Genomic DNA, 24,177 nt, shown 5'->3' on the forward strand with positions numbered 1-24,177 from the left:
TTTGAGGGCGTCGTAGCCGAGTTCGTCGACCACGCGCTCTGCCTCGTCGGCGCACGCTTCGGGGTCGGCCTCCTCTTCGGTGTGGCAGTCGCAGTAGACTCGCACCTTGTCGCGGTACTTCCCGCCGAGAAGCTGATACGCGGGGATGTCGAGAATCTTGCCCGCGAGGTCGTGCAGCGCGATTTCGATGCCCGCGATGGCAGTGACGGTGACGCCCTCGACGGAGCCCTCGCCGGACATTTTTTGGATGAGATGTTCGTACAGGCGGTCGATGTCGAGGGGGTTCTCGCCGATGACGAACGGCTTCATCCGCTCGATGAGTTCGGGCACGCCCGCACCCCAGTAGGCCTCGCCGGTGCCGACGACGCCCGCGTCAGTGTAGATTCGGACGAGCGTCCACGGGAAGTTGCCGTCGACCATCGTCGTCTGCACGTCGGTGATTTCGACGTCGCGGCCGCCGCCGCGCTTGGCCGTCACGCCCATCGTCTCCGCCGACAGCTCTCGCATCGTGTACTCCGCGTTCGGATCGTGTAAATCCGCGTAGTTTACCGGCATAGTCAATTCGTGCTACGCATGCGTAGTAAGTCCTTCTATCGGCGTAATTTCATGGCCTCGTTGCAGACGCTATCTCAAAAGACACCCAGAAGCAGACTGCCCGTATCAGTCGGTCGTCACGCGGTCGAGAACTTCGTCATGCGCCTCGCCGTTGGACGCGACGAGGCCCTCACACCCGGGCACCCATTGGTTACCACGGATATCCGTCACAGTACCGCCAGCCCGCCTGACCAGAGAGACACCAGCGATGGTGTCCCACGGATTGGGGTCGGGTTGCTCCGAGGCGGCGACATCTAGCGTTCCACAGGCGACCATCGCTAACGTCACCTGCGCACACCCCAGTCGGCGCAGGTCCCCGAATCGAACGATAAGTCGCTTGAGGAGGTCGCCGAATTCGGCGTCGCGGTCGGGGCCGTAGCGCAGGATGGGAGCGACAACGAACTCATCGAGGTCAGTCTTCGAACTAACTGTAATCGGGTTATCGTTCCGGGTCGTACCGTCTGGGGTCGCCGCATAGATGTCTCCGAGTGCTGGGGCGACGGTCGCAGCCGCCACAGTCTGGTGGTCTCGAACACTAGCGACAGTCGTCGTCCACAGCTGTGAGCCGTGGACGAAGTTGGTTGTCCCGTCGATGGGGTCGATGACCCATGCGTCGCCGTCTTCGGGGACGGATTTGCGCTCGTCTTCCTCCTCACCGACGATGGTCGCGTCAGGGAACGACTCCCGGATGACCGAGATAGTCCGACGCTGTGTCTCCGTATCTGCCTTCGTCACGAGGTCTAACGTCGACTGTTTAGTGTCGACGGCAAGGTCGGTTCTAAACAGTTCGTGTGCGACTTCGGAACCCTCAGTCGCTGCGCGTCGTACGGTTTCGTATCGTGTCATTTCAGAGTACACCAGCGGCCTTGATTTGGCTTCGACTGACATAGCTGTTTGTGTGCGCGCGAGGGATTCGAAGAGGGAGTGGTATTCGGGCGCTGACGTGGTACGCGGCGGTCAGACGATTCGCTCGCCGTGCTCGTCGAACAGCCACGCCTCGTCGGTCTGCATGGCCACACTAACCTCGTTTCGGTCACGGGAGACCTCCCCTTGCGGCGTCACCGCCGACAGAGACGTATCACCGGAGGTCAGATGGATGGCGTCCCGATCACCGAGCGGTTCGACGACGTCCAGCCGAGCGGTGAACTGTCCGCCGTCGTCGCGCATACTCAGATACTCCGGTCGGATACCGTAAACGACAGTCTGCCCGTCCTGTACTGCGGCGGCCTGTTCGTCGGTTGCGGGAATCCGGCAGAAGTCACTCGCGAACGTGACACCAGAGGCCGTTCGCTCGACGGTACACTCCACGAGATTCGGCGACGGCGACCCGATGAAGTCGGCGACGAACCGGTTCGCTGGTTCGTTGTAAATCTCGTAGGGCGTTCCGATCTGCTGGACGTAACCGTCGTTCATCACGACGATTTTGTCGCCGAGCGTCATCGCCTCCTCCTGGTCGTGCGTGACGAACACCATCGCCGTTTCAAGGCGGCGCTGAATCTTTTTTACCTCGACGCGCATGTGGTCGCGAAGGTTGGCGTCGAGCGCCGAGAACGGCTCGTCGAGGAGGAAGGCGGCGGGCTCCATCACCATCGCGCGACCGAGGGAAACGCGCTGTTGCTGGCCGCCCGAGAGCGCCGCAGGCTTGCGGTCCAACGTCTCTTCGAGACCGAGTGTCTCGGCCGCCGATTCGACGCGCTCACGCTTTTCAGCTTTGGAGAGGTCGGTCTTCATGTCGAGGCCGAACCGGATGTTCTTCCGAACGCTCATGTGGGGGAACAGCGCGATACTTTGGAATACGAACGCCAAGTCCCGGTCTTTCGACTTCAGGCCGGTGATATCCTCGCCGTCGACGACGATTCGGCCCCCGTCCGGCTCTTCGAGGCCAGCGATACAGCGGAGCGTCGTCGTCTTGCCGCACCCCGACGGTCCGACGAGGACGACGAACTCACCGCCGTCCATGGAGATGTTCACATCGTCGCAGGCGACGATATCGCCGCCGTCGAACGTCTTTCTGACTCCTTCGAGGCGGATGTGGCCGCCCGAGCTGTCCGAGCTGTCAGTCTCAGACGAGGCGACGCTATCGGTCGCGTCTGCCGTCTGATCCGTCTCTTCCGTGGTCGCGTCTTCGAGTGCTGTCATGGTGTTTGTATCATACCGTGAATGCGTTTTCGAGGTAGTTGCGCGCGACGAGGTACAGTATCGTCGGCGGCGTCCCGATGATGAGCGTCTCAGCCATCAGTTTGCCCCAGTAGACCCGCTCGCCAGAGCCACCACCGATGGTGCCGTACAGGACCGGCACCGCTGGGACCGGACCGGTCCCAGTCGTCAGCAGATTGGCGAACAAGAAATCGTTCCACCCGGTGAGGAACGCGAGGAAGCCGACCGCGACAATACCGGGTGTCGCGAGGGGGAGGATGACTCGCAGGAACGCCGTGAACTGGGTGCATCCGTACACCTGCGCGGCCTCCTCAATGTCTGTCGGGAGCTTTGCGAAGAAGTCCCGGAGAATCCAGATGGCGAACGGCGTCACGAACACCTGGTAAGCGATGATCATCCCCGGGATGGTGTTGTACAGCCCCAGGTCGTTCCAGAGGTCCATGATAGGGATGACGAGCAGGATATACGGGAACATCATCGCCGAGATGATGGCGTAGAACCCAGCCCGCTTGCCGTAGAACTCCTTTCGGGCGAACGCGTACGCGCCGGGAATAGAGATTGCCAGCGCGACGACAGTCGTGCCGAGCCCGATGAGGAAGCTGTTGACGAGGTTGTCCTGTAGCTCTTCGAACCCGCTCGTCCACGCATCGAGCGTCGGGTTCTGCGGGATGATGTGCGGGGCACCGAAGAACTCGCTCGGGGGCATGAACGACACCGAGAAGATGAACGCCAACACGACGAGGTTGAACAGGACGAGGAACGAGATGACCCCGTAAGTCGTCGCCTTGAGCGTCACCGCCGTCACGTCGAAGTCGTCGGTACTCATTGTGGGTCCTCACTTGTCCGCTCGAACTCGCGGATGAATATGAAGACGAATCCGATAGTCATGACCAGTAGGATGACGCCGACCGCGTAGGCGACACCCATCCGTCCTTGTCCGTAGGCGAACCGGTACAACAACACCGCCAGTATGGAAGTGTCGTAGCCGGGGCCGCCGTTCGTCAGTTGCAGAACCTGCGAAATCTTGGTCATGTTCCAGATGATGCGGATACTCAAGGCGACGAGGATGGCGCTTTTCAGTTGCGGGAGCGTCACTCTGAGGAACGTCTGGACGCGGCCCGCGCCGTACATCCGCGCGCTCTCGTACAGTTCTTCGGGAATGCTTTCGAGGCTCGCCGATATGATGAGGAACATGAACGGCCAGAACGTCCACGTCGTCACGAAGAGGATGACGCCGAGTGACGCACCGCCGTCGCTTCCCCAGTATATGGTCTCTTCGAGGAGCCCCCATTGCGTCAGGTAGCCGAATATCGGGCCGAGGTCCGGCTGGAGGAGGTACGCCCAGATAGTCCCCGTGACAAGTGGCGGAACCGTATACGAGATGAGGAACACGCCGGTGACGAAGCTCTTGCCGCGGCGAATCTCGCGCACCGCGAGCGCCGCCACGAGAGCGACGCCAAGTTGGAGGACCGTCGTGAGCGAGAAGACGAGCGTGGCTCTCAACGAGGTGTAAAACGGCTCCCAGTCGAAGAGGAACCGGTAGTTCTCCAGACCGACCCAGGCGGGTTCGCCGCCGAATGGCCAGTCGTTGAAGCTCATGTAGAACCCCTGCGCGAACGGGAGCCACATGAGAAGCACCAGGAAAGCGAGGACCGGAAGGATGAGCAGATACGCGAACCAGTTCTCAGAGAGAGTTTCGCGGTAGCTCGACGCCCAGCCCCCGAGGTCGAAGCGGTTCTGAGTTGACATCCTTCTCAGAGCTCTATCTGGTTGCGTATCTGTTCTGCGGCGCGCGTGCAGGCCTCTTCGGGTGCGAGTTCCCCGCGAACGGCCTCTTGGAACAGCGGGCCAGCGATGTTGTACTGGATGGCGTTCATCTTCGGGTGACTCGACCAACCGTGTTCCATGCCGTCGACCGTCGTTCGAAGGCTGGAGATGTAGTTACTCGTGCCCAGTGCCGGGTCTTCACTCAGACCGTCCCACACGTCGCGTCGGACGGGAAGGGTCGCCAACGAACGAGGGACCTCTTTTTGAAACTCCGATGAGAGGAGCTTGTTTATCCACTGAATCGCCAGTTCCTCCCGCTGGTCCCACGCGTCCTGCGAGACGCCATCTGGTTTGCGCATGAGAGCGACACACTGCGTGAAGAACTCGCCGCGGTTCCCCGCCGCACCCTCCCACGGAGGTCCGAACACGATAGTCCCGTCTTCGAGCATCTCCGAGGCCCGGCTTCGGAACAGGCCGAGGTCTTTCGTACTGCCTTGATACATGCTCACCTTGCCCTGAATGAGCATCTGTGCGACGCCCTCGTTGGAGGCCGTCGGAGCCTTGTCCGACGAGAGGCCGTGTTTCTGGTAGAGGTCGACGTACTGTTTCGTGGCCGTCTTCCAGGCCTCGGAATCGTAGTTCACGTCGGACCAGTCCTCGTTCATGTACATCCCGTCGTAGCCGCCCTCGGACGCGGCCCAAGTCACGAGCGCCTCGTCGGTCACGTCACCCTGTGCGCCGTAAATCTGGAAGCCGTAGTCGCCGGGACCGTCATCCTGTAACTGGGTCGCAATTTCGACGAGGTGGTCGTAGTCCTTCGGGGGGAAGTCCTCTTCGATAGAGAGCCCCGCCTCCTCGAAGTGGTCAGCGCGCGCGATGAACGGTGCGCCGACTTCCATCCCGACAGGAATCTCGTAGAGGTCCTTCTCGAAGCCGCGGTAACAGCTCTGTGAGAGTTCCAGCGCCCACTCGATGTTCGAGAGCGCTTCGTCGTCGAGACGGTCTCGATACTCGCTGACCGGTTTCACCCACGAGGGGTCGATGAACTGCCCGTTGAGGGAGTTGGTCGAGTCGTAGATGACCGGTCGGTTCCCGTTTTGGATATTATTCTTCCACTTGCCGCCGTTGATATCGTCCCAACTCGCCCAGTTCATCTTCATCTGGACGTCGCGTCCCTGTTGGAACTCCTCGACGGTCGACTTCATCAGCTCCTCTGCGACCTGAGACTGCGAGTGGAAGTACTCCCAGTATTCGAGCGTGTTCGCGGCCTCGCCCGAGCCACCGGAGCCGCTGTTACTCCCGGTGACACTGCTGAGACATCCGGCCGATGCCGCAACGCCACCGAGCGCCGCTGCTTTGACAAACTGCCGTCTAGTGTGGTTGGTAGGCATCCCCAGTCGTGGGAATGGAGGCGCGGCATATATAATTTAGGTCCATTAGGAATGTTGCGGTGTCGTCAGCCGGGGGAGACAGTCGGTAATATAATCCTCAAAAGGACCACGTATATATCTCCCTCGGAAGCTATAGGCAACCGAGCGCTTGAGGAGACTCTCAGCCCTCGGGTCGAGAGGAAATTACAGTCATGATCGGAAATCCAGACGTGGTCGTCTTACGGCAAGGAACACACGGACTCCCAGCGGAAGCGTACGTCGAGGAACTCCGCGAACGGTTGCCCGACCGCACGGTCGCACTCGCCCGGACTCCCGCTGAGGAGCGCGAACTCATCAGTAACGCGACCGTTGCTTCCAGCGTCGAAATCGACGAAGACCTCCTATCAGAGGCGGAGAACCTCGAACTGTTCGCTGGAATCGCCGCCGGGTACGGGCACCTACCGCTCGACGTGTTCTCCGACATGGGCGTCGCCGTCACGACCGCCTCGGGCATCCACGCGCCGAACATCGCCGAACAAGTCGTCGGCTACATCCTCGCGTCCACGCGACGTTTCAAAGAGGGGTGGCGCCGCGAACAGCGCCACGAATGGCGGCACTATCAGGCGGGTGAACTACGCGGGAGTACTGTCACAGTCGTCGGTCTCGGCTCCATCGGGACTGCAGTCGTCGACCGATTATCGGGCTTCGAGGTGGACACTATCGGTGTCAGGTACACCCCCGAGAAGGGCGGGCCGACCGACGAGGTCATCGGCTACGACGAGCGTGACTTCCACGACGCGCTCGCTCGAACGGACCATCTCGTCATCGCGTCGCCGCTCACGGACACCACTCGCGGGCTCGTCGGCGCGGCCGAACTGGAGACGCTCCCGCAACACGCGACTGTTACCAACGTTGGCCGTGGACAGATTATCGACACCGACGCACTCGTGCGGGCGATTCAGTCGAACGATATCGGCGACGTCTCGCTCGACGTGACAGACCCCGAACCGCTCCCGTCGGACCACCCCCTCTGGCAGTTCGAAAACGTGACAATCACGCCGCACAACGCGGGTCACACGCCGGCTCATTGGAGCCGCCTCGCGGACATCGTCGCCAGAAACGTAGCGGCTCTCGAAGAAGGCGACGACGAGCTCGAAAATCAGGTCGTCCCGTAACCGACGTCGTACGAGCCGTTGCGAATTTTCGGGGACACTTGTTCAACAGTATCGAATAGTTGCGTCTCTGAAGATGGCCGTACGCTTATTACGATGGGTCAGAGACGGAATCGTATGGCTGGAAACCGCGGCGAAAACGGGTCGGAAAACAGGATTAATTCTATTGAACGCGCGTTCAAGATAGTTGACTTTCTCGAGAGTGAGCGAGGCGCGACGGTGACAGAGACCGCTACTGCGCTCGACACCCCGAAAAGTACAGTTCACGTGTACCTGAAGACGCTCGAATCGCTCAACCTCGTCGTCCGGGACGGAGACAGCTACCGGCTGGGGTTCCGGTTCCTGAAGTACGGCGGCGGTGTCCGGAACCGGTCGAGGCTCTACCGAACGGCGAAACTGGAAGTCGACAAACTCGCGCGAGAAACGGGTGAAGTGGCCAACCTCGGCATCGAGGAAAACGGCCTGCGCGTCCTCCTATACAAGTCCGAGGAAGCGGACGCAATCCACGATAACGCACCCATCGGTGAGTACACCAATATGCACTGGACCGCCCTCGGCAAGGCGATGCTGGCGCACTACCCCCCTGAGCGAGTCGAAGAAATCATCGACCAACACGGGCTCCCAGAAGCAAACGAGCACACGATAACCACGCGCGAGGAACTCTACGAAGAACTCGAAGAGACGCGAGACCGCGGCTACTCGATAGAGGACCAAGACCGCCGTCAGGGCGTGCTCACCATTGGCGTCCCGATTATGGATCAGCGTACGAACGAAGTGATAAGCGCAGTCTCGGTGTCCGGACCGGTAAGCCGCGTGCGCTCTCCTGAAACGATGGCAGAACTGGCCGACGCCGTGAAGAGCACCGCCAACGTCATCGAACTGCGATACGCCCACTACTGAACCCGAATCCGACTTCAAGTTCAGATACGTGACAGAAATCGACCGCGTTTTTGTTCAATACTGTTGAACGGTTCCTCGATTACCAATTTCACCTCACAGACAGCCACGCGGCCACTCACCCACCTCGACGTGCGACCTCTCGTTGGAGGGTTTCAAATTACAATCTTATCTTTGTAATTCTACTTCGGCGAAATCCAGAGCGGGTCGCATTCGGTCGACTTCGCCAGGTCGTCGCGCCTGCGTCGAAGACTCGTCGACGTTGTCCAGTCCGACCCCGCCGCGGCGGAGTACGTCGACCATCTCGATTGCCGTCTCGGTACCGACTTCGGCGCGCGGGCGAGTGGAAAGATGTCGAACACGGCTCGCGTCGCCCTCGGATTGCGGTGGTAGGGACGAGCCTGTCGACGGGGGACAATCTGTGCCGAGAGCGTCGACTCCGCGAGAAGCCGCGGCCGCGAACCAGACGTCGATGTGTCGTTTCGGTCTCGGTCGGTTTTCTATTTCAGTGGTTTTCTATTTCAGAACGAGATGGACTGACTTGCGCCGTATGATTACAAACGTACCCGTGTAATCCACACGTCCTCGCCGACGAATGCGCCGCGAGAGCGGTCGTTGCGGTCGGTTTCGAGGCATTCGATATGTTGTTCCGGCATAGTGAATCGTGCCAAGAGTCGGGGGCTAAGTTGGTGAAAGTGAATTGGACAGCGTTGGCCGCACTCGGGGCCATTCCGAGGGTCTCCATCGAAGTTCGTCGCCGCCGTCGCGACTACCCAGAGTCGAGAGACGAACCGTCCACAGAACAGTCAGAGTGCGTCGGAACGTTCGCCGCACGTCCGCCCTCTGTCGGAGTTGGTGATAAACTCGGACGAGCGGACGCCCGTATCCCGGCTCAGACACCATGGCGCGCGTTGTCCTCGGTTCCGGTATCGAGAACAACATCGTGGCCAGAGGGAACGGACAGAGCGAATATCACGGAGACCCGATAGACGCCAGTAGACTCACGGCTGGTTTGCGGCACGACTGGACACCGGCCGACGGAGGGTATCAAAACGCCGTTCAGGAGTTCTAACTCGGCACCAAAGTTTGCGGTGGCTCACTAAGTGAGGACAAAAATGATGGCAGCGGTGTGCTGAGCTCGACGTGGGGTGCTGTCAGGTGTTCATGAGTTTCGGTCGGGACAGACCTACTCTTCGCGTAACGCCACGTCTATGACATGACTGACACGATTGTCTCACGTTGGTCGGTTACGCGATCGACCATTTGGGCCGACGGTTGAATTCCGTATTATCTTTGTGTTCTCTGCAAATCTTTACACCGGAACGAAACACGACGACTCACCGGGTGTTTCGACAACCGTCGTGATAAGGGTTAAGTGACTATCGAATAGTTGACGAAACGCATGCGTTGCCCAAAGTGCGATCACAGCCTCGCTATCTACGATTCGTTTTACGACGTCGCCTTCGTCTGCGACTCGTGTGGACACGTCCTTCCGCGGGGAGCAGATTGAACAGACAGCTGAACCGACAGCTGGTCAACCACGCCTGTTAGCTGAATCACGGTCGCGGACCAAAGCGCCGGGAGAGGAGTCACACCCTCGGACGGCGAGTGGTCCCACTGTTTCGGAGGATGGATTTGATGCGTGCCTTCTGTTCTTCCGAAGTCGCTATGACGAGGAGTTGTCTTGCGGTTCTAATTTCTATCACTCAAAAATGTTTTCTGAGCGGTATAACTGTGGTGGTCCACTAATCACCAGATGAGAGCCTATCCATCTGGATCCAAGGTTAAAGTAAGGAACGCATTAAAAACCACACTCCGAGACTTTGTGACCGACCAAGAGATGGATATCGCAGTATATGATTTATCAGATTCGTGGGGCCCGTTCGATTGTGAGTAAGCAGAGGAAGCGAACGCAAACCGATGAGCCGAGTGCGTAGAAACACCGCATAGATGCTCAAACGGCAGTATCGGTGGACTCGGGCACAGCCGAGGCGGAATCAAGCGTCGGATTTGAAGCCGAAAGAGATCGTTCGACCACTCCCGAGTTGGACCGAGTTCACGATGCGAGCGGAGCGACCCCGAAGCAGTGAGTCTTCGAGTCGTGAAACCGGGGGTTGAACTCCCCAACCTCTGCGGATCGCCTCAAATCTGAATACCCGATTTTGACGAGCGTAACCAAATATATTGAATGCCTAAGTATACCACTTGTGTCGTTGTCTACTACAGACAATGAGTATTAGCAAAAAGCCACACTATACTCGAATCAATGAGATGAATCATATGCCGCGATATAAAATTCGCTTCAGAGCGAACCACGCACAGCGCTCAGAGAGTGACTGGAGCGCTGAGCTAAACACCGAGAACAGGCGGTACGCGAGTCCTGCTACTAAATGTGCGTTCCGACAAGCGTGGGGCAACTCGCGTATCGTCGATGAGAACCGTGAACGCATCCGTTCTGCGCACGAGACGTGAGAGACTGACTTCCGCATACACAATAGATAACATGTAACAGGTCGAACGTCACGACACATGTCTGAAAAACCAGCTGAAACACTCGAGGTAGACGAGTTCACGCTCGGACTCGTCGGGCCCGAACAGGAGTGGGCGGGAACGGTCCGCGACGGGGGGACGGTCAAGACGCACACGCCCGCCGGTTGCTGGGGGCCGATGATCACACCGTCGTTCCGCGGCGGACACGAGGTCACGCGACCGATTCGCGTCGAAAACGCCGAGCCGGGCGACGCGCTCGTCGTCCGAATCAAGGACGTCGAGGTGACGAGCGTCGCGACGAGCACCGGGAGCATGGCGGAGCGAGAGGGCGCGTTCGGCGACGACCCGTTCGTCGACCACCGCTGTCCGGAGTGCGGGACACCGTGGCCCGAGACCGTCGTCGAAGGGACGGGACCGGAGTCGATTCGCTGTGCGGAGTGTGGCGCTAACGCGTCGTCGTTCGGGTTCGAGTACGGTTACACCGTCGTCTTCGACGACGACCGAACCGTCGGCATCACCGTCGGCGCCGACGGTGCCCACCAGTTGGCCGAGCGCGCCGACGAGGCGATGGCGCTCCCCGAGAACTCGCGGCAACACCCGATTTTGCTGTACGAGCCCGACGAGATGCCCGGAGCGCTCGGTCGCCTGCGCCCGTTTATCGGAAACATCGGGACGACGCCGGCGGTCGAACTCCCCGACTCGCATAACGCGGGGGACTTCGGGCAGTTCCTCATCGGTGCCGAACACGACTGGGGGCTCCCGGACGAAGCGGCGCTCGAAGCGCGGACCGACGGCCACCTCGACTCGAACGAGGTGCGGCCCGGTGCGGTGCTCATCTGTCCCGTTCGGGTCGACGGTGCCGGGCTGTACGTCGGCGACCTCCACGCCAACCAAGGAGACGGCGAACTCTCGCTCCACACGACGGACGTGAGCGGACGGACCGAACTCGAAGTGGAGGTCATCAAGGGCCTCGACCTCCCGGGGCCGCTCTTGCTCCCGAACGAAGCGGACCTCCCGCACATCGCGAAACCCTACACCGACGCCGAGCGTGACGCCGGGGCGGCACTCGCGGACGAGTACGACGTCGAGACGCTTCACGACGCCCTGCCGCTTCAGGTTATCGGGTCGGGCGCGACCATCAACGACGCGACGGAGAACGCGTTCGCGAGGGCGAGTTCGCTGTTCGGTATCAGCGAGGGAGAAGTTCGGTCTCGCTGTACGTTCACCGGCGGCGTCGAAATCGCTCGCCTGCCGGGCGTCGTCCAGCTGTCGATGCTCGTTCCGATAGAACTCCTCGACGAAGTTGGCCTCACAGAGACGGTCCGCGAGCAGTACGGGGCGTAGTCAGCCGCCCCGCATCGCCGGAAAGAGCTTCACCGTTTCCCCGTCCGGTATCGCGTCGTCCAACGCCGCCTTGCGCGCTCCGACCATCACTCGGACACTCGGGCGGACGCCGCCGCTCTCGTCGTAGAGGTGTGTTTCCGCGTTCGGATGGCGTGCCACGAACGCGTCGAGCAGGTCTCGAACCGTCGCCCCGCTCGGTGCTACGTCGACCGTCTTTCCACCTGCCGCGGACCGAAGCGGCCCGTAAACGGTAACCTGCATACCGAGTGCAGGGAGGCAACGCACAAATCACTACGGATGCACAGAACACGGCCTGAATCTGCCACAGCGACTCGCAGAAGCCGGTTGCGAGCGGCCTGAAGAATGTTCAACGTCCGTGCGAAGAGATATTATTCTCACGGAGACTGTATCCTCGTGGGCGAACGCACGTGGATAAATCAATACAACCCGGGGAACCCGGCAGGGTAGTCTCACTCGAAGATATTCCGCTTCACTCGACGAACCTCCTCTCGCTACTCGACGAAGACGGCGTTATCCGCTATCAGAGTCCCTCAGTCGAGCGCTTGCTCGGGTTCGACCAAGACGAACTGGTTGGCGTTTCGTGTACCGACTGCTTCCATCCAGACGACCGCGAGAGAGTGTACGACGCGTTCAAAAACGTCGTCTCGCGTGACGAGTACGTCGTCGAGGCCATCGAGTACCGCCATCGACAGGGCGACGACACCTACACGTGGGTCGAATCGGTCACGTCCTCGGAGCCGACCTCCGGCGGCTACTACGTCATCAACACGCGCGACATCTCCGAGCGAAAGCAGAAACAAAAGGAGCTCGAACGCGCCAACGAGCGCCTCAAGGAGTTCGCGGACATCGTCACCCACGACCTCCGAAACCCGCTCAGCGTCGCGATCGGGCGGCTCAAACGAGCGCGTAGAGAGTTCGAAAGCGAGGAGCTCGACGCGATGGTCGAGCCGCTCAATCGGATGTCGCGGATGATAACCGAACTTCGAACGCTCACGATGGGCCGGCGCCAAGACGCGAAGACGATGCCGGTCTCGATAGCGTCGCACGCGAAGACGTCGTGGATGGTGACCGAGACGGGGGACAGCGAGCTACGGGTGGAGATAGACCCGGCGGTCGAGTACGAGGCGGACATCGGCCTCCTCGACCACATTTTCGAGAACCTGTTTCGGAACGCGGTCGCCCACAACCAAACCCCGGTGACGGTGACCGTGGGGGCGCTTGAGGGTCGGGCCGGCTTCTACGTGGCAGACGACGGGGACGGAATCCCGCCCGAGAAAGCCGACGACGTCCTCGAATACGGCTATTCGACCGCACGCGGCGGGACCGGGGTCGGTCTCACTATCGTCAGCGAGTTCGTGGCGGCCCACGGGTGGGAACTGGCGATCGAGAACGCCGAGGACGGCGGGGCGAGGTTCGAGATTCGCACGGAGTGACGGTCGTCTCGACGGACGTCTGTGGCGGCGACGGGGCCCGCTGAGCTCCCCGGACGCGGCGCCAAGTGCTTTGTATCGGGTGGTCGGATGTCTCGACCGCGGGTACCCGACGGACGATTCTGGTGGCGCGCGAACGAGATGCAGAGCAGAGCGCCCCGCCGACGCGAAACTCACGGGAGTCGCACGTTTCGCCCGGTCCCACCTACGCGTTCTCGTGTGATTCAGGGGATAGATTCTGTCACGCATTTAAATAATACTTGTAAAATTGTATCTAATTTTAGAATAAACTACTAGAATATAACTGTTGTGGAGAGAGTATATGTCATCTCAACTCATATTGTCATGGTAACGCATAGCAATCATGAGCCAGCCCGAACCACACTACAGAGAGCCATCTCTCGGCACCCATACGGCCGCTCGCTCGGTTGGGCGGGAGGAAGCGACGTCCGCCGTTCCACGGGTGTCTGTCATTATTCCGACGTACAACGAAGCCGAGAACATCCTGGACGCAATCGACCGCTGTCACGACGCCCTCGCCGACCACACCTCCGAGATTATCGTCGTCGACGACGACTCCCCGGACGGGACGTGGCGACTCGTCGAACGGCGGTACGACGCGACTGACAACGTTCGCGTCCTCCGGCGCGAGGGGGCGCGCGGGCTGGCGACCGCTGTCGCCTACGGGTTCGCTCACGCCACCGCCGACTCCTGTGCGGTCATCGACGCGGACCTACAGCACCCACCCGAGTTGCTACCCGACCTCGTCGATACGGTCGCCAACGACGTCGACATCGCCATCGCCAGTCGGTACGTCTCCCGCGGCGGCGTCGCCTACTGGCCGTGGCACCGCCGGGTCGTCAGTCGCGGCGCGACAGTTCTCGCTCGGCTCTGTATCCCGTCGGCGAGGGGCGTCGCGGACCCGCTCAGCGGCTACTTCGTCGTCCGCCGCGACCTGCTCCGGGAGGCGACGCTCAGCCCGACCGGGTACAAAATCCTCTTAGAACTGCTCACGCGCTGTGACGGGGCGGAGGTCCGAGAGGTCCCGTACGTCTTCGAGGACCGGCGAAACGGCGACTCGAAGCTCTCGTCTCGGGAGTACCTCGAATATCTGTTGCACCTCGCGAAGCTGTCGTACCACAGTCGCCGGCGAGCGCTCGTATGACTGACTTCCGACCCGTCCCGTTCGGTGACGCCCACCGTGCGTCGCACGCGGCACCCCACACTCACCCCGCTCACGCGAACCCCTCCGAGAAGCGCGTTGCGCTCTGTCCGCACCTCTCGCTCGAACACTACCGCGGCGGCGAGAAGTGGACCGCCACCCTCGCGAACCGGCTCGCCGCCGACGGCGTGAACGTCGCCGTTCACGCGCTCCCGTACGCGCCCGGGAACACGCGCCGCGTCGCCGTCAGAGACGTTCTCGACGCGGCCGTCCCGTACCGCGAAGCGTGGCGACACGACCTCTCGGCGTACGACACCGCGTACGTGTTCTACGCGCCGCTTTCCGAACTGTTCTTCACCGGAGCGAGTCGGGCCATCGCCGGCATTCACTCGTGGGTTTACGTCTCGCCGCGGCTGTTCGAGTCGCATTACGGACTGGTGCCGACGGTCGTGAAAGCGCTCTACCGAACCATCGGTGCGACCGACCTCAGACGGTACGCCGCCGTTCACACCGTGACGCCCGCGTTCAGGTCGCCGCACCCGAACACGGTGTACATCCCCAACTTCGTCGACACCGACCGCTTCTGTCCCGGGCGGGCCCCGCTCGACGACGAGTTCACCGTGCTCGTCACCGCCGCGCGCATCCGCGAGAAGGGATGGGACACGGTGCGAGCAGTCGCCCGTCGCCTCCCGCCGAACGTTCGGTTACTGGCGACCGGAACGGGGAGCGACCCGCACGTCACGGACCTCGGATTCCTGACGGAGGACGAACTCGCGGACGCGTACGCCCGAGCGCACGTCGTCCTCCACGCGGCCCGCGTCGACACCGATAGCATGGTGATAAACGAGGCGTGCGCCTCCGGAACGCCGGTCGTCACCACGTCGCTACCGACCCACGACGTCGAAAACGAGGCGGTTCTCCACCGGGACACACCCGACGAGATGCTCGGCGCGATAGCGATGCTGTACGACGAGTGGGAACGCGGCGACGGCTACGACGAGCGGTGTCGCGTCGCGCGCCGCGAGGGCGAGACGCACGGGTTCGACGTCGTCTACCCGCAACTCAAGGGCTTACTGCTCGGGGAGTCGGTCCCGGCGTCGCGCGCGGAGGTGGTCGGATGAGCGGCGACCAATCGGTCGCCGACCGGCTCCGGTCGCTCCCGCTCACCGGGCGTAACAGGCGGTTCGTTCAGTACCTCATCGTCGGCCTCGTCGGCATCAGTATCAACGAGGGGTTACTGTTCCTCGTGAGCGGTGTCGGCGGCCTCTCGTACGTGATTGGGGGCACGGTCGGTCGGGTCGTGAGCACGTTCGCCAACTTCGTCATCAACGACCGCTGGACGTGGCGGTCCTACGGGGGCATCGGACACCGGCCGTGGGCGTGGCGGGCGACGAAATACGGGATGACGCGGGTCGTCGGTATCGCCATCGGCGTCGTCGCGCTCGTCGCGTTCGTCGAACTCCTCGGACTGCACTACCTCGTGGCCAACGTCGCCGCTATCGGCGTCGGCGCGCTCTGGGGCTTCACCGCCAGCGACCGGTTCGTCTGGCAGGCGAATCGGGACGGCGCGGTCGTGAGCGACTTCGATTGGCCCGCGCTACAGGACCGACTGGCGAAAGTCGACAGACCGACGTGGTCCGTCGTGGCCGTCTCGGCCGGGGTGTTCGTCGTGTTCAGCCTCCTCACGGTCCAACTCTATCGGGGGTACTGGACGACGGGGTCCGACTTCGGCTCGTACGTCCACATGCTCTCGACGACCCTCGACGGACAGGGGTTTCTCATCCACGGGAAGTACCGCGTGAGTCACCCGGAAGGCTCCTACTGGGGTGCGCACTTCTCGTTGACGCTCCTGTTTTTCCTCCCGCTTTTCGCGGTCGTTCGGTCGCCGATGACGCTCCTCGTCGCGAAGTCGTTCCTCCTCGCGTCCAGCGTGCTGGTTCTCTGGTTCGTCGCCCGAACGCATATCAAGAGCGACCGTCTCGCCGGGGTGGTCGTCCTCTCGTACGTGCTCAACCCGTTCCTCTGGTCGGCGTGGTTGTTCGACTTCCAAGAGCAGTCGTTGCTCCCGGTGTTCATCTTCGGCGCGTACTACGCGTACGCCCGCCGCCGATACGTCGCGTTCTTGGGCCTGCTCGCGCTCGTGCTCCTCACGAACGAGTTCGTCATATTCATCGTCATCGGCGCGCTCTCCGGCCTCGCTGTCGCGGCGTACCGCGGCGGCCGACTCGACGACGAGCGCTGGGTGCTCCTCGCCGGCTTCCTGTTCGTCCTGTTCGCGCACGTCCTCTCCGGGGCGGTCATGGACCGATTCAGCCTCTACGGCGGTATCCCGATGGCGTCCATCGCCGGCCCGCTCAAGCCGTACGTCGGTCCGCGGGTGGGCGTCGGCGAGCTACTCGCGCTCGGCGTGAGCGACCCGACGCTCATCGTCAGCGCGTTCGGCGTGAACCTCTCCGACAAGTTGCTCTACTTCGTCGTCTTTCTCGTCCCCGTCGTCTTCCTCTCGCTGAACGACGAGGTGTCGCTCGGTGCGCTCGCTCCGTACCTCCTGTTTTCGTGGTTCTTCGCGGGGCGGTCGATTTACTACATGTTCGGCGCGCACTACCCGCTTTACCTCCTGCCGTTTCTCTACATCGGAGCCGTCCGCGTCGCGGGCCGGGGCGCGGTTTCGATACCGTCTCAGGAACTCCTGTTTCGGTTGTTCGCGACCGTCATCGCCATCAACATCGTCACGGGGGCCGTCGTCGGGTTCGACCTGAACGTCGTCCCGGTGCCGACGCAGAACGAACACACGGAGACGCTCGAACGGGCCATCGACGGCATTCCCGCCGACGCGTCGTTGCTCACGCAGAACGACATCTACCCCCACATCGCGATGCGACCGAACGCGACCTACGTCGTTCGGCCGGACATGTTCCACCAGTACCAACGGGAGTACGGGGCTATCACGCCGGAGTACGTCCTCTACGATACCCGCCTCACCGGCCGGCCGTACGACTGGTCGCAGGCCGTCCAAACGGCGTTCGGCGACCGCCTCGGAACCGAGTACGGTCTCTATCAGTACCAAGACGGCATCTACGTCTACAAACGGGGGTACAGCGGGCGGGTTGCTCTCATCGACGACGCCTACGAGTTCGACGAGCGGTTCGACGCCGGCGAGTTCGAACTCAGTCAGGAGAACGCGCGGGTCGTCGACGACGACATCGTCGGCGAGGGCGGCGGCGAGGGCAACTTCTGGTTCGGTCCCTATATCGAACTCCCGCCGGGGAACTACACCGCGACGTACCGCGTGAACGTCGAGAGCGCCGGCGACGACCCCGTGTTGCGGCTGAACGTCGGTGCGGGCCACAACAGCCGAGTCGTCGCCGAGCGGACCGTCGGCGCGACCGACGGCTGGGAGAACGTGACCCTCCCGTTCACGCTCGACCAACCCACCACGGGCGTCGAGTTCCGCGGGGCGGGGGCGGGCGGCAACGGGACGGTTCGGTTCGACGCCGTCCGCGTCGTGTATCAGTCGGCCGACGCCGACGCCGGCGGCTCGGAGAACGGAACGACCGCCGCGGGGGGCGCGGTCCCCCCCGAACTGTGGATGGAACTGAACTCGGTCCCGACCGAGGACGACCCCGCTGTCGGCTCGAACGAAAGCGACACGCCTGCCGACTCGACCGAGCGGGACACCCCTATCGACGCGAACGAAAGCGACGCCGACACCGACGGTGCCGACCCCGCCGAGACAGGCGGGTTCGGCGTGGCGCGACTGGCGGCGTTTCCGGCGGACCTGACTATCGGTCCGCCGGTCGCCGCTACCACTCGGCCGTCACGAATCGACGGCGACCACGCACCGTCCGCCGAGGTGACCACCGAATGAAAACGCTCCTCATCACCGTCGACGCGTGGCGCGCCAGCCACGCGTCGTTCATGCCGAACAGCACAGCGTCACGAACGCCGGCGTTGGAATCGCTCGCCGAACGCGGCGCGGTCTTCACGCAGGCCGTCAGTCACGGCCCGGCGACGCCGTACGCGTTTCCGGCGCTGTTGACATCGACGTATCCGCTCGATTTCGGGGGGTACGAACGGATTCGGGAGGACCGGACGCTCCTGAGCGAACGGCTCGCCGACGCCGGATACTCCTGTACGGGGATTCACGCGAACCCGTGGCTCGGCGAGAGATACGGCTACGCGCGCGGCTACGAGACCTACCGCGATGTCGGGGCGTTCAGCTCCCCGACGCTCGATAGCGCCCGGGAGTTCCTTATCGACCGATTCGGCCTCGACCACCCGGTGTACCGGGCGGCACAGTACCTGTTCCGGTTCGGCAGTGCCCCGCTGTATCGCCTTCGCGGCGGGGCCGACGAGGTGTCGCTGGCCCGGCGGGCGCTCACCGATGCGCCGGCGGACAGTTTCGTCTGGGTCCATCTCCTCGACCCGCACGCTCCCTACGCGCCGCCGAAGCGACACCGCGAGGCCGTCGGCGTCCGGTTGGGTCGGTCGTCGGCGACCCAGTTGACGACGCGGGCGCAACACAGCCCGGACGGCCTCAGCGAACGCGAACGCGAGTCGGTACACAGACTCTACGACGCCTCGGTCCGGCACGCGGACGAGCGCGTCGGAGCGATTCTCTCGGCGGTCGGCGACGACGCGCTCGTCGTCGTCACGGCCGACCACGGCGAGGCGCTCTTCGAGCACGGACAGGTCGGTCACGAACCCGCGCTGTACGACGAGTTGGTTCACGTCCCGCTTTTGGTTCGGCCGCCCGCGAGCGAACTCGCCGGCCCGCTCGTCGTCGACACGCAGGTCAGGCACGTCGACATCGCGCCAACCGTCCTCGATTACGCCGGCGTCGACGCCCCGCCGTCGTTCAGGGGGCAGTCGCTCCGACCCGCAATCGAGGGGAGAGCGATTCCGGAACTGCCGGCCGTGACGGAAGTCGCGTCGACCCGGCAGACGCCGGGTCGCATCGACGAGTCCGCGTTACAGATCGGCGTCAGACTGCCCACGCACAAACTCGTTTCGCGGGGAGACGAGCTGTACGGGTTCGACCTGCGGACCGACCCGGGTGAACTCGCCCCGGTTCCGAACCCCGAGGGTGCCGACTGGCGGCCGCTATACCGTCAGCTACGGGAGCGCCGCGACGCCATCGACTTCACCGGGGCGGTCGCCGCCGAGCGCGACGCGACCGTCGAGGAGCGACTCCGCGAACTCGGCTATCTCGATTAGGCCGCTGTGTGTCCTCGGCGTCGCCCGGCGAGCGCGTGGCGCGGTCCACGTTCGCCGACCCTATCCCGTGCGAATTCACCGTCTCCATATCGTGCGAAAACGACGGTCACTCGTGGACTACACGAAATGTGGCATTTAGCCACCACTGAGAGTATTAACATTAAATTTATGCTGTGAATATGAGTTGCATCACGAGCACTCAGTTGTTGGATTGATGCTAAGGAATAATGTCGGATACGAATCTCGAACGTCGAAATTTTATAAAACACTAGTCGGAACGTCAGGAGTAAAGACAGTATTATTGGCAGTTTGTGAAGGTGAGAGCGGTTCTACTCAAACGACCGTGGACAGCGATCCAACGGAGAGACAGAAGCGCTGTCCGCTGTCCGAGGCTTTTTCTCGCCGTGTAGTGCATAGCCGTCATGGACGCAGACCCCCGCGAAGCAGTCGCAGTCGCCGCCGCGGAAGAGGGAGCCGAGCACGCGTCGGCGCGGTTCCGGACCCAACTGGACATCGAACAGAAAAGCGACGCAATCGACCTCGTGACCGAGGTCGACCGCGAGACACAACGGCGCGTCATCGCGGCGATTCGAGAGCGGTTCCCCGACGACGCGGTCGTCGGCGAGGAGGACGACGAGCTGAAGACCGTCCCCGAGTCGGGCTACGCGTGGATTATCGACCCCATCGACGGGACGCAGAACTACACGCGGGGGGCCCGCGAGTGGGTGACGAGCGTCGCCGTCGTCGAAGACCAGACGCCGATTGCGGCGGTGAACGTCTCCCCCGAGACGGGCGACACGTACGTCGCCACGGAGGCGCGAGTCGAGCGGAACGGACGGCCCATCTCGGTCAACGACGAACCGAACACCAGCGCGTTTCTCGTCTCCTCGACGCTCCGGTACCGGGAGGGCGACAGACCGGGAATCGAACGGCTCGCGGGAGACATCTTCGGCAGGTTCGGCGAGATGCGAAAGCTCGGGACGACGCAACTGACGCTCTCGCGGCTCGCCGACGGGTCGATAGACGCCGTCGTCGGACTCGACGAGCACCCGAACGCGTGGGACACCGTCGCCGGAGCCTACCTCGTCGAGCGCGCGGGCGGAACGGTGACCGATATTCACGGAAACGAGTGGGGGCCGGGACAGCCCGGCCTCGTCGCGTCCAACGGGCGCGCACACGACGAGGTGCTCGACGCGGCGCAGGCGGCGTTCGAGGCGACGCGATAGCGGCGTCGCCGGCCCGGTGTCTGCCGAGACGACTTGCAGTGGCGTGACTGTGACTGTGACCCTCAAAATTACACAGTTATGCCTGTAATGAGAAGGCGCGTGCGACACCGACGACAGCGAGACCACAGCGACGGGCGGACGGCGACAGCGGGAAACAGTCAGCGACACGAACATATGTCAGTTTGAAGATGTATAGGGCGTTGGGGCCGCACGGCGGACCGACGACAAACGGGTATCACGACTCCGGCACGCCATCGGGCGGTACGGCGAGCGAATCGGTCGCTTCCCCCGCTCCGACGAGCCTATTTAAACGTTCGCGCCTCCGAAAATCGAGTCGAAAGCGGACGTTTCAGACCCTCGTTCGCCCGTGAGACCGAACCTCACGCGCCTCGGAGAGAGTCGGCGTTCCTCGCTTCCGAATACGTATAAAGAGATGCGGCGTTCACCCCGCCGAAGAACGGATAATTCCAACGAGGGGGCTCCGTAACCAGCTTAGAGAGCCATGTTAACTATTGCCAAATTCGAGTGTTTAACATAAAGGTTCGACTCTGCGGAACGGTTGGAACGCCCGTTCGTCGGGTGGTCGCTTCCAGTCGAGCGACCGGCGTCGCAGTTGCGGTCGCCGGCCGGCACGGCCGCACCAACAAACGGAGGTACATCTTTAACCTCGGACCGTGGATTCCTCTCCATGAATAGACACGACCCGTCCGGCGTGCTCAAGACGACCGCCGCCTCGTTGGCGCTCGTCGACCACATCCTCGAACTGGAGGGGGCGACGATGAGCGAGCTGGTCGAGGCGACGGACCTCGCGAAGAGCACGGTCCACGCCCACCTCAAGACGCTCGCGGAGTACGGCTACGTCGTGAACGTCGACAACGAGTACCAGCTGGGAGCGAAGTTCTGTCACCTCGGCGACTACGTCAGAACGCGAAAGGACTACTACCGCGTCGCACAGGAGACCGTCTCGTGGCTCGACAGCGAGTCCTCGATGGACGCGGACTTCGCGGTCGAAGAACACGGTCGCATCGTCTCGCTGTACGGCGACCTCGAGTTCGCGAACTCGCCGCGCTTCCTCATCGACGGCAGTCCGTTCCACGTCCACACGACGTGTTCCGGCAAGGCGATTATCGCCGAGTACCCGGAGACGCGAGTGCGGGACATCATCGACCGCTGGGGACTGCCGGCGGCGACGGACGACTCCATCACGACCGAAGAGGAGCTGTTCGCGGAGTTAGCGACCGTCCGCGAGCGGGGCTACGCCGAGAACAGCGGCGAGGCGGTCGAGGGGTTTTGGGCCATCGGGAAGGCCGTGAAGTCGCCGCGCGGCGAGGTGTACGGGTCGCTGAACCTGAGCGGTCCGGCGTACGTCGTCGACGAGGAGACGCGGGCGACGCAGGTCGAACTGCTCGAACGCGCCGCCGAGCGGTTCGAACAGGGCGTCGCGGAACTGTATCAGACCCAAGCGAGCGAAACGAGCGAAGAGTGAGAATCGGGGATGAGACGTGAGAAATGAAAAGCGAGGAACGGTCGTCAGACGCGTTACGCCGGGACGTTTCCGGACGGGACGACCCCGTCGTCGGTCCAGCCGCGACGCTCGTAGTAGGCTTCGAGCGCCGCCTCGAACCCGTCTAACTCGTCGGCGTACGGGAGCGTGTCGTCGCCGCGGTCGAAGCCGCGCTGGTTGTTGAAGTGCCGTTCGAGCGTGACGATGCGGTCGCCGACGGCCAGCAGGTCCTCGAAGTCGGCACCGAACAGCATCTCGTAGCGCTCGGGGGTCATGAAGTCCCGCGAGAACTTACAGACGATGCCGCTGTCGTTGAGCGCCATCTGGTTTTCCTTCTCGATGAGGCGCTTGGGCTTGCCCTCGAAGCCCTCCGGCGGGTAGGCGTCGTCCTTGCCGACGAGCGGGTACTCCTGCGAGTAGAACACCGCGTACATGTGGTCCGCGCCGCGGTTGGCGACGGCGTACGACAGGCCCTGCCCGTGGAGGACGCGGCCCTCGTGGGCGGCGAAGTCCATCCCCTTGACCGTCCAGTTCTCCACGCCGAGGTCGTCGTGGACGCGGGCGATGCCCTCGGCGAGGTCGTCGCCGACGCCCTCCCGGAGGGCGATTTTCTCCACGAGGTCGTGGATGAGGTCGGTGTTGCCGAACTCGTCTTCGCTGGCGAGGTAGGCCGCGACGGTGTTGCCGGCCGAGATGGCGTCGAGGCCGTAGCGGTCGCACAGCTCGTTCGACTTCATCACCTCGACGATGTCGTCGACGCCGGAGTTCGACCCGAACGCCATGGTGACCTCGAACTCGGGTCCCTCTGTCTCGACGCCCGCCTCCTCGTCTCTCGTGGGGAGTTTGCACGCGAACGCGCAAGCCGAACAGGTGCCCTTCTTGTACTTCTTTTTCTCGATGGCGTCGCCGTTGATGCCCTCCGCGCCCTCGAAGTGGCGCTCGGAGAAGTAGTACGACGGGAGGCCGTCCATCTCGTTTGCGAGGTCGAGGACGGCGACCGTCCCCTGTCGCTTCATGATGTGGTCGTCGGTGGCGGCCTCGCGGTGAATCTCCATCTGCGACGCCGGAATCTCGATGTCGGGCGCGGAGTCGCCGCCGAAGGTGAGCGCCTTCACGTTCTTCGACCCGAGGACCGCGCCGAGGCCGCCGCGGCCGAACGCGCGCTCCTCGCTCGTCATGATGGAGGCGAAACGCACGAGGTTCTCGCCGGCGGGGCCGACGACCATCGTCCGGTCGGCCTCGATGCCGTGTTCGTCGTCGAGGTACGCGACCGTCTCGGGGACCGTCGCGCCGGCGAGGTCCGGGACGGCCTCGAACTCGACGCCCTCGTCGGTGACGTGGAGGACGACCAACTCGTCGCTCGCGCCCGCGAGTTCGACCGCCGAGTAGCCCGCGTCCGCGAAGTTCCGCGAGACGAACCCGCCGGCGTTCGACGAGCAGAGACCGCCGGTCAAAGGCGAGACGCTGGTGCAGTTCGTCCGGCCGGTGAAGCTCATGTTCGACGCCTGCATCGGACCGGTGCTGAAGTAGACCCGGTTTTCCGGGCTAAACGGGTCCACGTCGAAGGGAACGCGGTCGTGGGCGAGTCGGGTGGCGACCCCGCGCCCGCCGACGTAGGATTCGAGAATCCCGTCGATGTCTTCCGTCCGACTCGTCTCGTCTCCCAAGTCGACCGTGAGAAGCGGACCTTTCGAGTGTAACATTGGAAAAAGAAGGAGTTGCCTCGCACAAATCCATTGTGGTTACTGTTGCGTCGCTAACCAAATCACCACGGGAGGTCGGTTCCGAAACCGGATACTGTGTACGTTATCAATAGGAATCGTGGA

Annotated in this window: 17 protein-coding genes and 1 pseudogene; 10 read left to right on the plus strand and 8 right to left on the minus strand. The window is 62.7% G+C overall.

All coding sequences use genetic code 11. The features are described 5' to 3' along the window. The 6 genes and pseudogenes from C438_RS05470 to C438_RS05495 form a co-directional block, all read right to left on the minus strand. Positions 1-555: pseudogene (locus C438_RS05470) on the minus strand (mandelate racemase/muconate lactonizing enzyme family protein); the annotation flags it as partial. A 105-nt stretch (positions 556-660) separates the two neighbouring features. Then, entirely contained in the window at positions 661-1,440 is a 780-nt protein-coding gene (locus tag C438_RS05475; protein ID WP_049917832.1) for an inositol monophosphatase family protein, read from the minus strand. A 111-nt stretch (positions 1,441-1,551) separates the two neighbouring features. After that, positions 1,552-2,733, minus strand: a complete 1,182-nt coding sequence (locus tag C438_RS05480; protein ID WP_004968309.1) for an ABC transporter ATP-binding protein — start codon at positions 2,731-2,733, stop codon at positions 1,552-1,554. A 10-nt stretch (positions 2,734-2,743) separates the two neighbouring features. Further along, positions 2,744-3,577 (minus strand): carbohydrate ABC transporter permease, encoded by an 834-nt coding sequence (locus C438_RS05485; RefSeq protein ID WP_004968310.1) that lies wholly within the window; start codon positions 3,575-3,577, stop codon positions 2,744-2,746. Beyond that, positions 3,574-4,500, minus strand: a complete 927-nt coding sequence (locus tag C438_RS05490) for a carbohydrate ABC transporter permease (protein ID WP_004968311.1) — start codon at positions 4,498-4,500, stop codon at positions 3,574-3,576. Before C438_RS05490 ends, C438_RS05485 begins: the two co-directional genes overlap by 4 nt. 5 nt (positions 4,501-4,505) lie before the next feature. Further along, positions 4,506-5,909: an ABC transporter substrate-binding protein gene (locus C438_RS05495; RefSeq protein WP_049917770.1), complete on the minus strand. Its 1,404-nt coding sequence runs from the start codon at positions 5,907-5,909 to the stop codon at positions 4,506-4,508. 191 nt (positions 5,910-6,100) lie between these two features. Here C438_RS05495 and C438_RS05500 point away from each other — a divergent pair, with 191 nt between their 5' ends. From C438_RS05500 to C438_RS05510, 3 genes are all read left to right on the plus strand, one after another. Continuing rightward, complete coding sequence (locus C438_RS05500; RefSeq protein WP_004968313.1) at positions 6,101-7,063, plus strand: D-2-hydroxyacid dehydrogenase; 963 nt, start codon at positions 6,101-6,103, stop codon at positions 7,061-7,063. Between the two features lie 114 nt (positions 7,064-7,177). Beyond that, on the plus strand, positions 7,178-7,960 hold the full coding sequence (locus tag C438_RS05505) for an IclR family transcriptional regulator (protein WP_049917771.1): 783 nt from the start codon (positions 7,178-7,180) through the stop codon (positions 7,958-7,960). A 2,526-nt stretch (positions 7,961-10,486) separates the two neighbouring features. Beyond that, positions 10,487-11,791: an acetamidase/formamidase family protein gene (locus C438_RS05510; protein WP_004968315.1), complete on the plus strand. Its 1,305-nt coding sequence runs from the start codon at positions 10,487-10,489 to the stop codon at positions 11,789-11,791. On the opposite strand, the gene C438_RS05515 is transcribed toward C438_RS05510, so the two are convergent. After that, positions 11,792-12,052, minus strand: coding sequence for a ubiquitin-like small modifier protein 1 (locus tag C438_RS05515; protein ID WP_004968316.1), 261 nt, complete (start codon positions 12,050-12,052; stop codon positions 11,792-11,794). Positions 12,053-12,219: 167 nt separating this feature from the next. On the opposite strand from C438_RS05515, the gene C438_RS05520 reads away from it, so the two are divergent. The 7 genes from C438_RS05520 to C438_RS05550 all read left to right on the plus strand — a co-directional run bounded on the left by C438_RS05520 (position 12,220) and on the right by C438_RS05550 (position 22,333). After that, positions 12,220-13,245: a sensor histidine kinase gene (locus C438_RS05520; protein WP_239640651.1), complete on the plus strand. Its 1,026-nt coding sequence runs from the start codon at positions 12,220-12,222 to the stop codon at positions 13,243-13,245. 460 nt (positions 13,246-13,705) lie between these two features. Continuing rightward, complete coding sequence (locus C438_RS05525) at positions 13,706-14,407, plus strand: polyprenol monophosphomannose synthase (RefSeq protein ID WP_004968318.1); 702 nt, start codon at positions 13,706-13,708, stop codon at positions 14,405-14,407. Further along, positions 14,404-15,525: a glycosyltransferase family 4 protein gene (locus tag C438_RS05530; protein WP_004968319.1), complete on the plus strand. Its 1,122-nt coding sequence runs from the start codon at positions 14,404-14,406 to the stop codon at positions 15,523-15,525. Before C438_RS05525 ends, C438_RS05530 begins: the two co-directional genes overlap by 4 nt. Next, positions 15,522-18,272 carry a GtrA family protein gene (locus C438_RS05535; RefSeq protein ID WP_004968320.1) on the plus strand — a complete coding sequence of 917 codons (2,751 nt, stop codon included), beginning with the start codon at positions 15,522-15,524 and terminating at the stop codon, positions 18,270-18,272. Before C438_RS05530 ends, C438_RS05535 begins: the two co-directional genes overlap by 4 nt. Next, entirely contained in the window at positions 18,269-19,621 is a 1,353-nt protein-coding gene (locus C438_RS05540; RefSeq protein WP_004968321.1) for a sulfatase, read from the plus strand. Before C438_RS05535 ends, C438_RS05540 begins: the two co-directional genes overlap by 4 nt. Before the next feature lie 422 nt (positions 19,622-20,043). Continuing rightward, a complete protein-coding gene (locus C438_RS05545) occupies positions 20,044-20,847 on the plus strand; it encodes an inositol monophosphatase family protein (protein ID WP_004968322.1) in 804 nt (267 codons plus the stop codon). A 688-nt stretch (positions 20,848-21,535) separates the two neighbouring features. Further along, positions 21,536-22,333 carry an IclR family transcriptional regulator gene (locus C438_RS05550; RefSeq protein ID WP_049917774.1) on the plus strand — a complete coding sequence of 266 codons (798 nt, stop codon included), beginning with the start codon at positions 21,536-21,538 and terminating at the stop codon, positions 22,331-22,333. Between the two features lie 53 nt (positions 22,334-22,386). Here the strand turns inward: C438_RS05550 and C438_RS05555 are convergent, their stop codons facing one another. Beyond that, positions 22,387-24,054: an aldehyde ferredoxin oxidoreductase family protein gene (locus tag C438_RS05555; protein WP_004968324.1), complete on the minus strand. Its 1,668-nt coding sequence runs from the start codon at positions 24,052-24,054 to the stop codon at positions 22,387-22,389. Positions 24,055-24,177 lie beyond the last annotated feature (123 nt).

The organism is Haloferax denitrificans ATCC 35960 (assembly GCF_000337795.1).
GTDB classification, from domain to species: domain Archaea; phylum Halobacteriota; class Halobacteria; order Halobacteriales; family Haloferacaceae; genus Haloferax; species Haloferax denitrificans.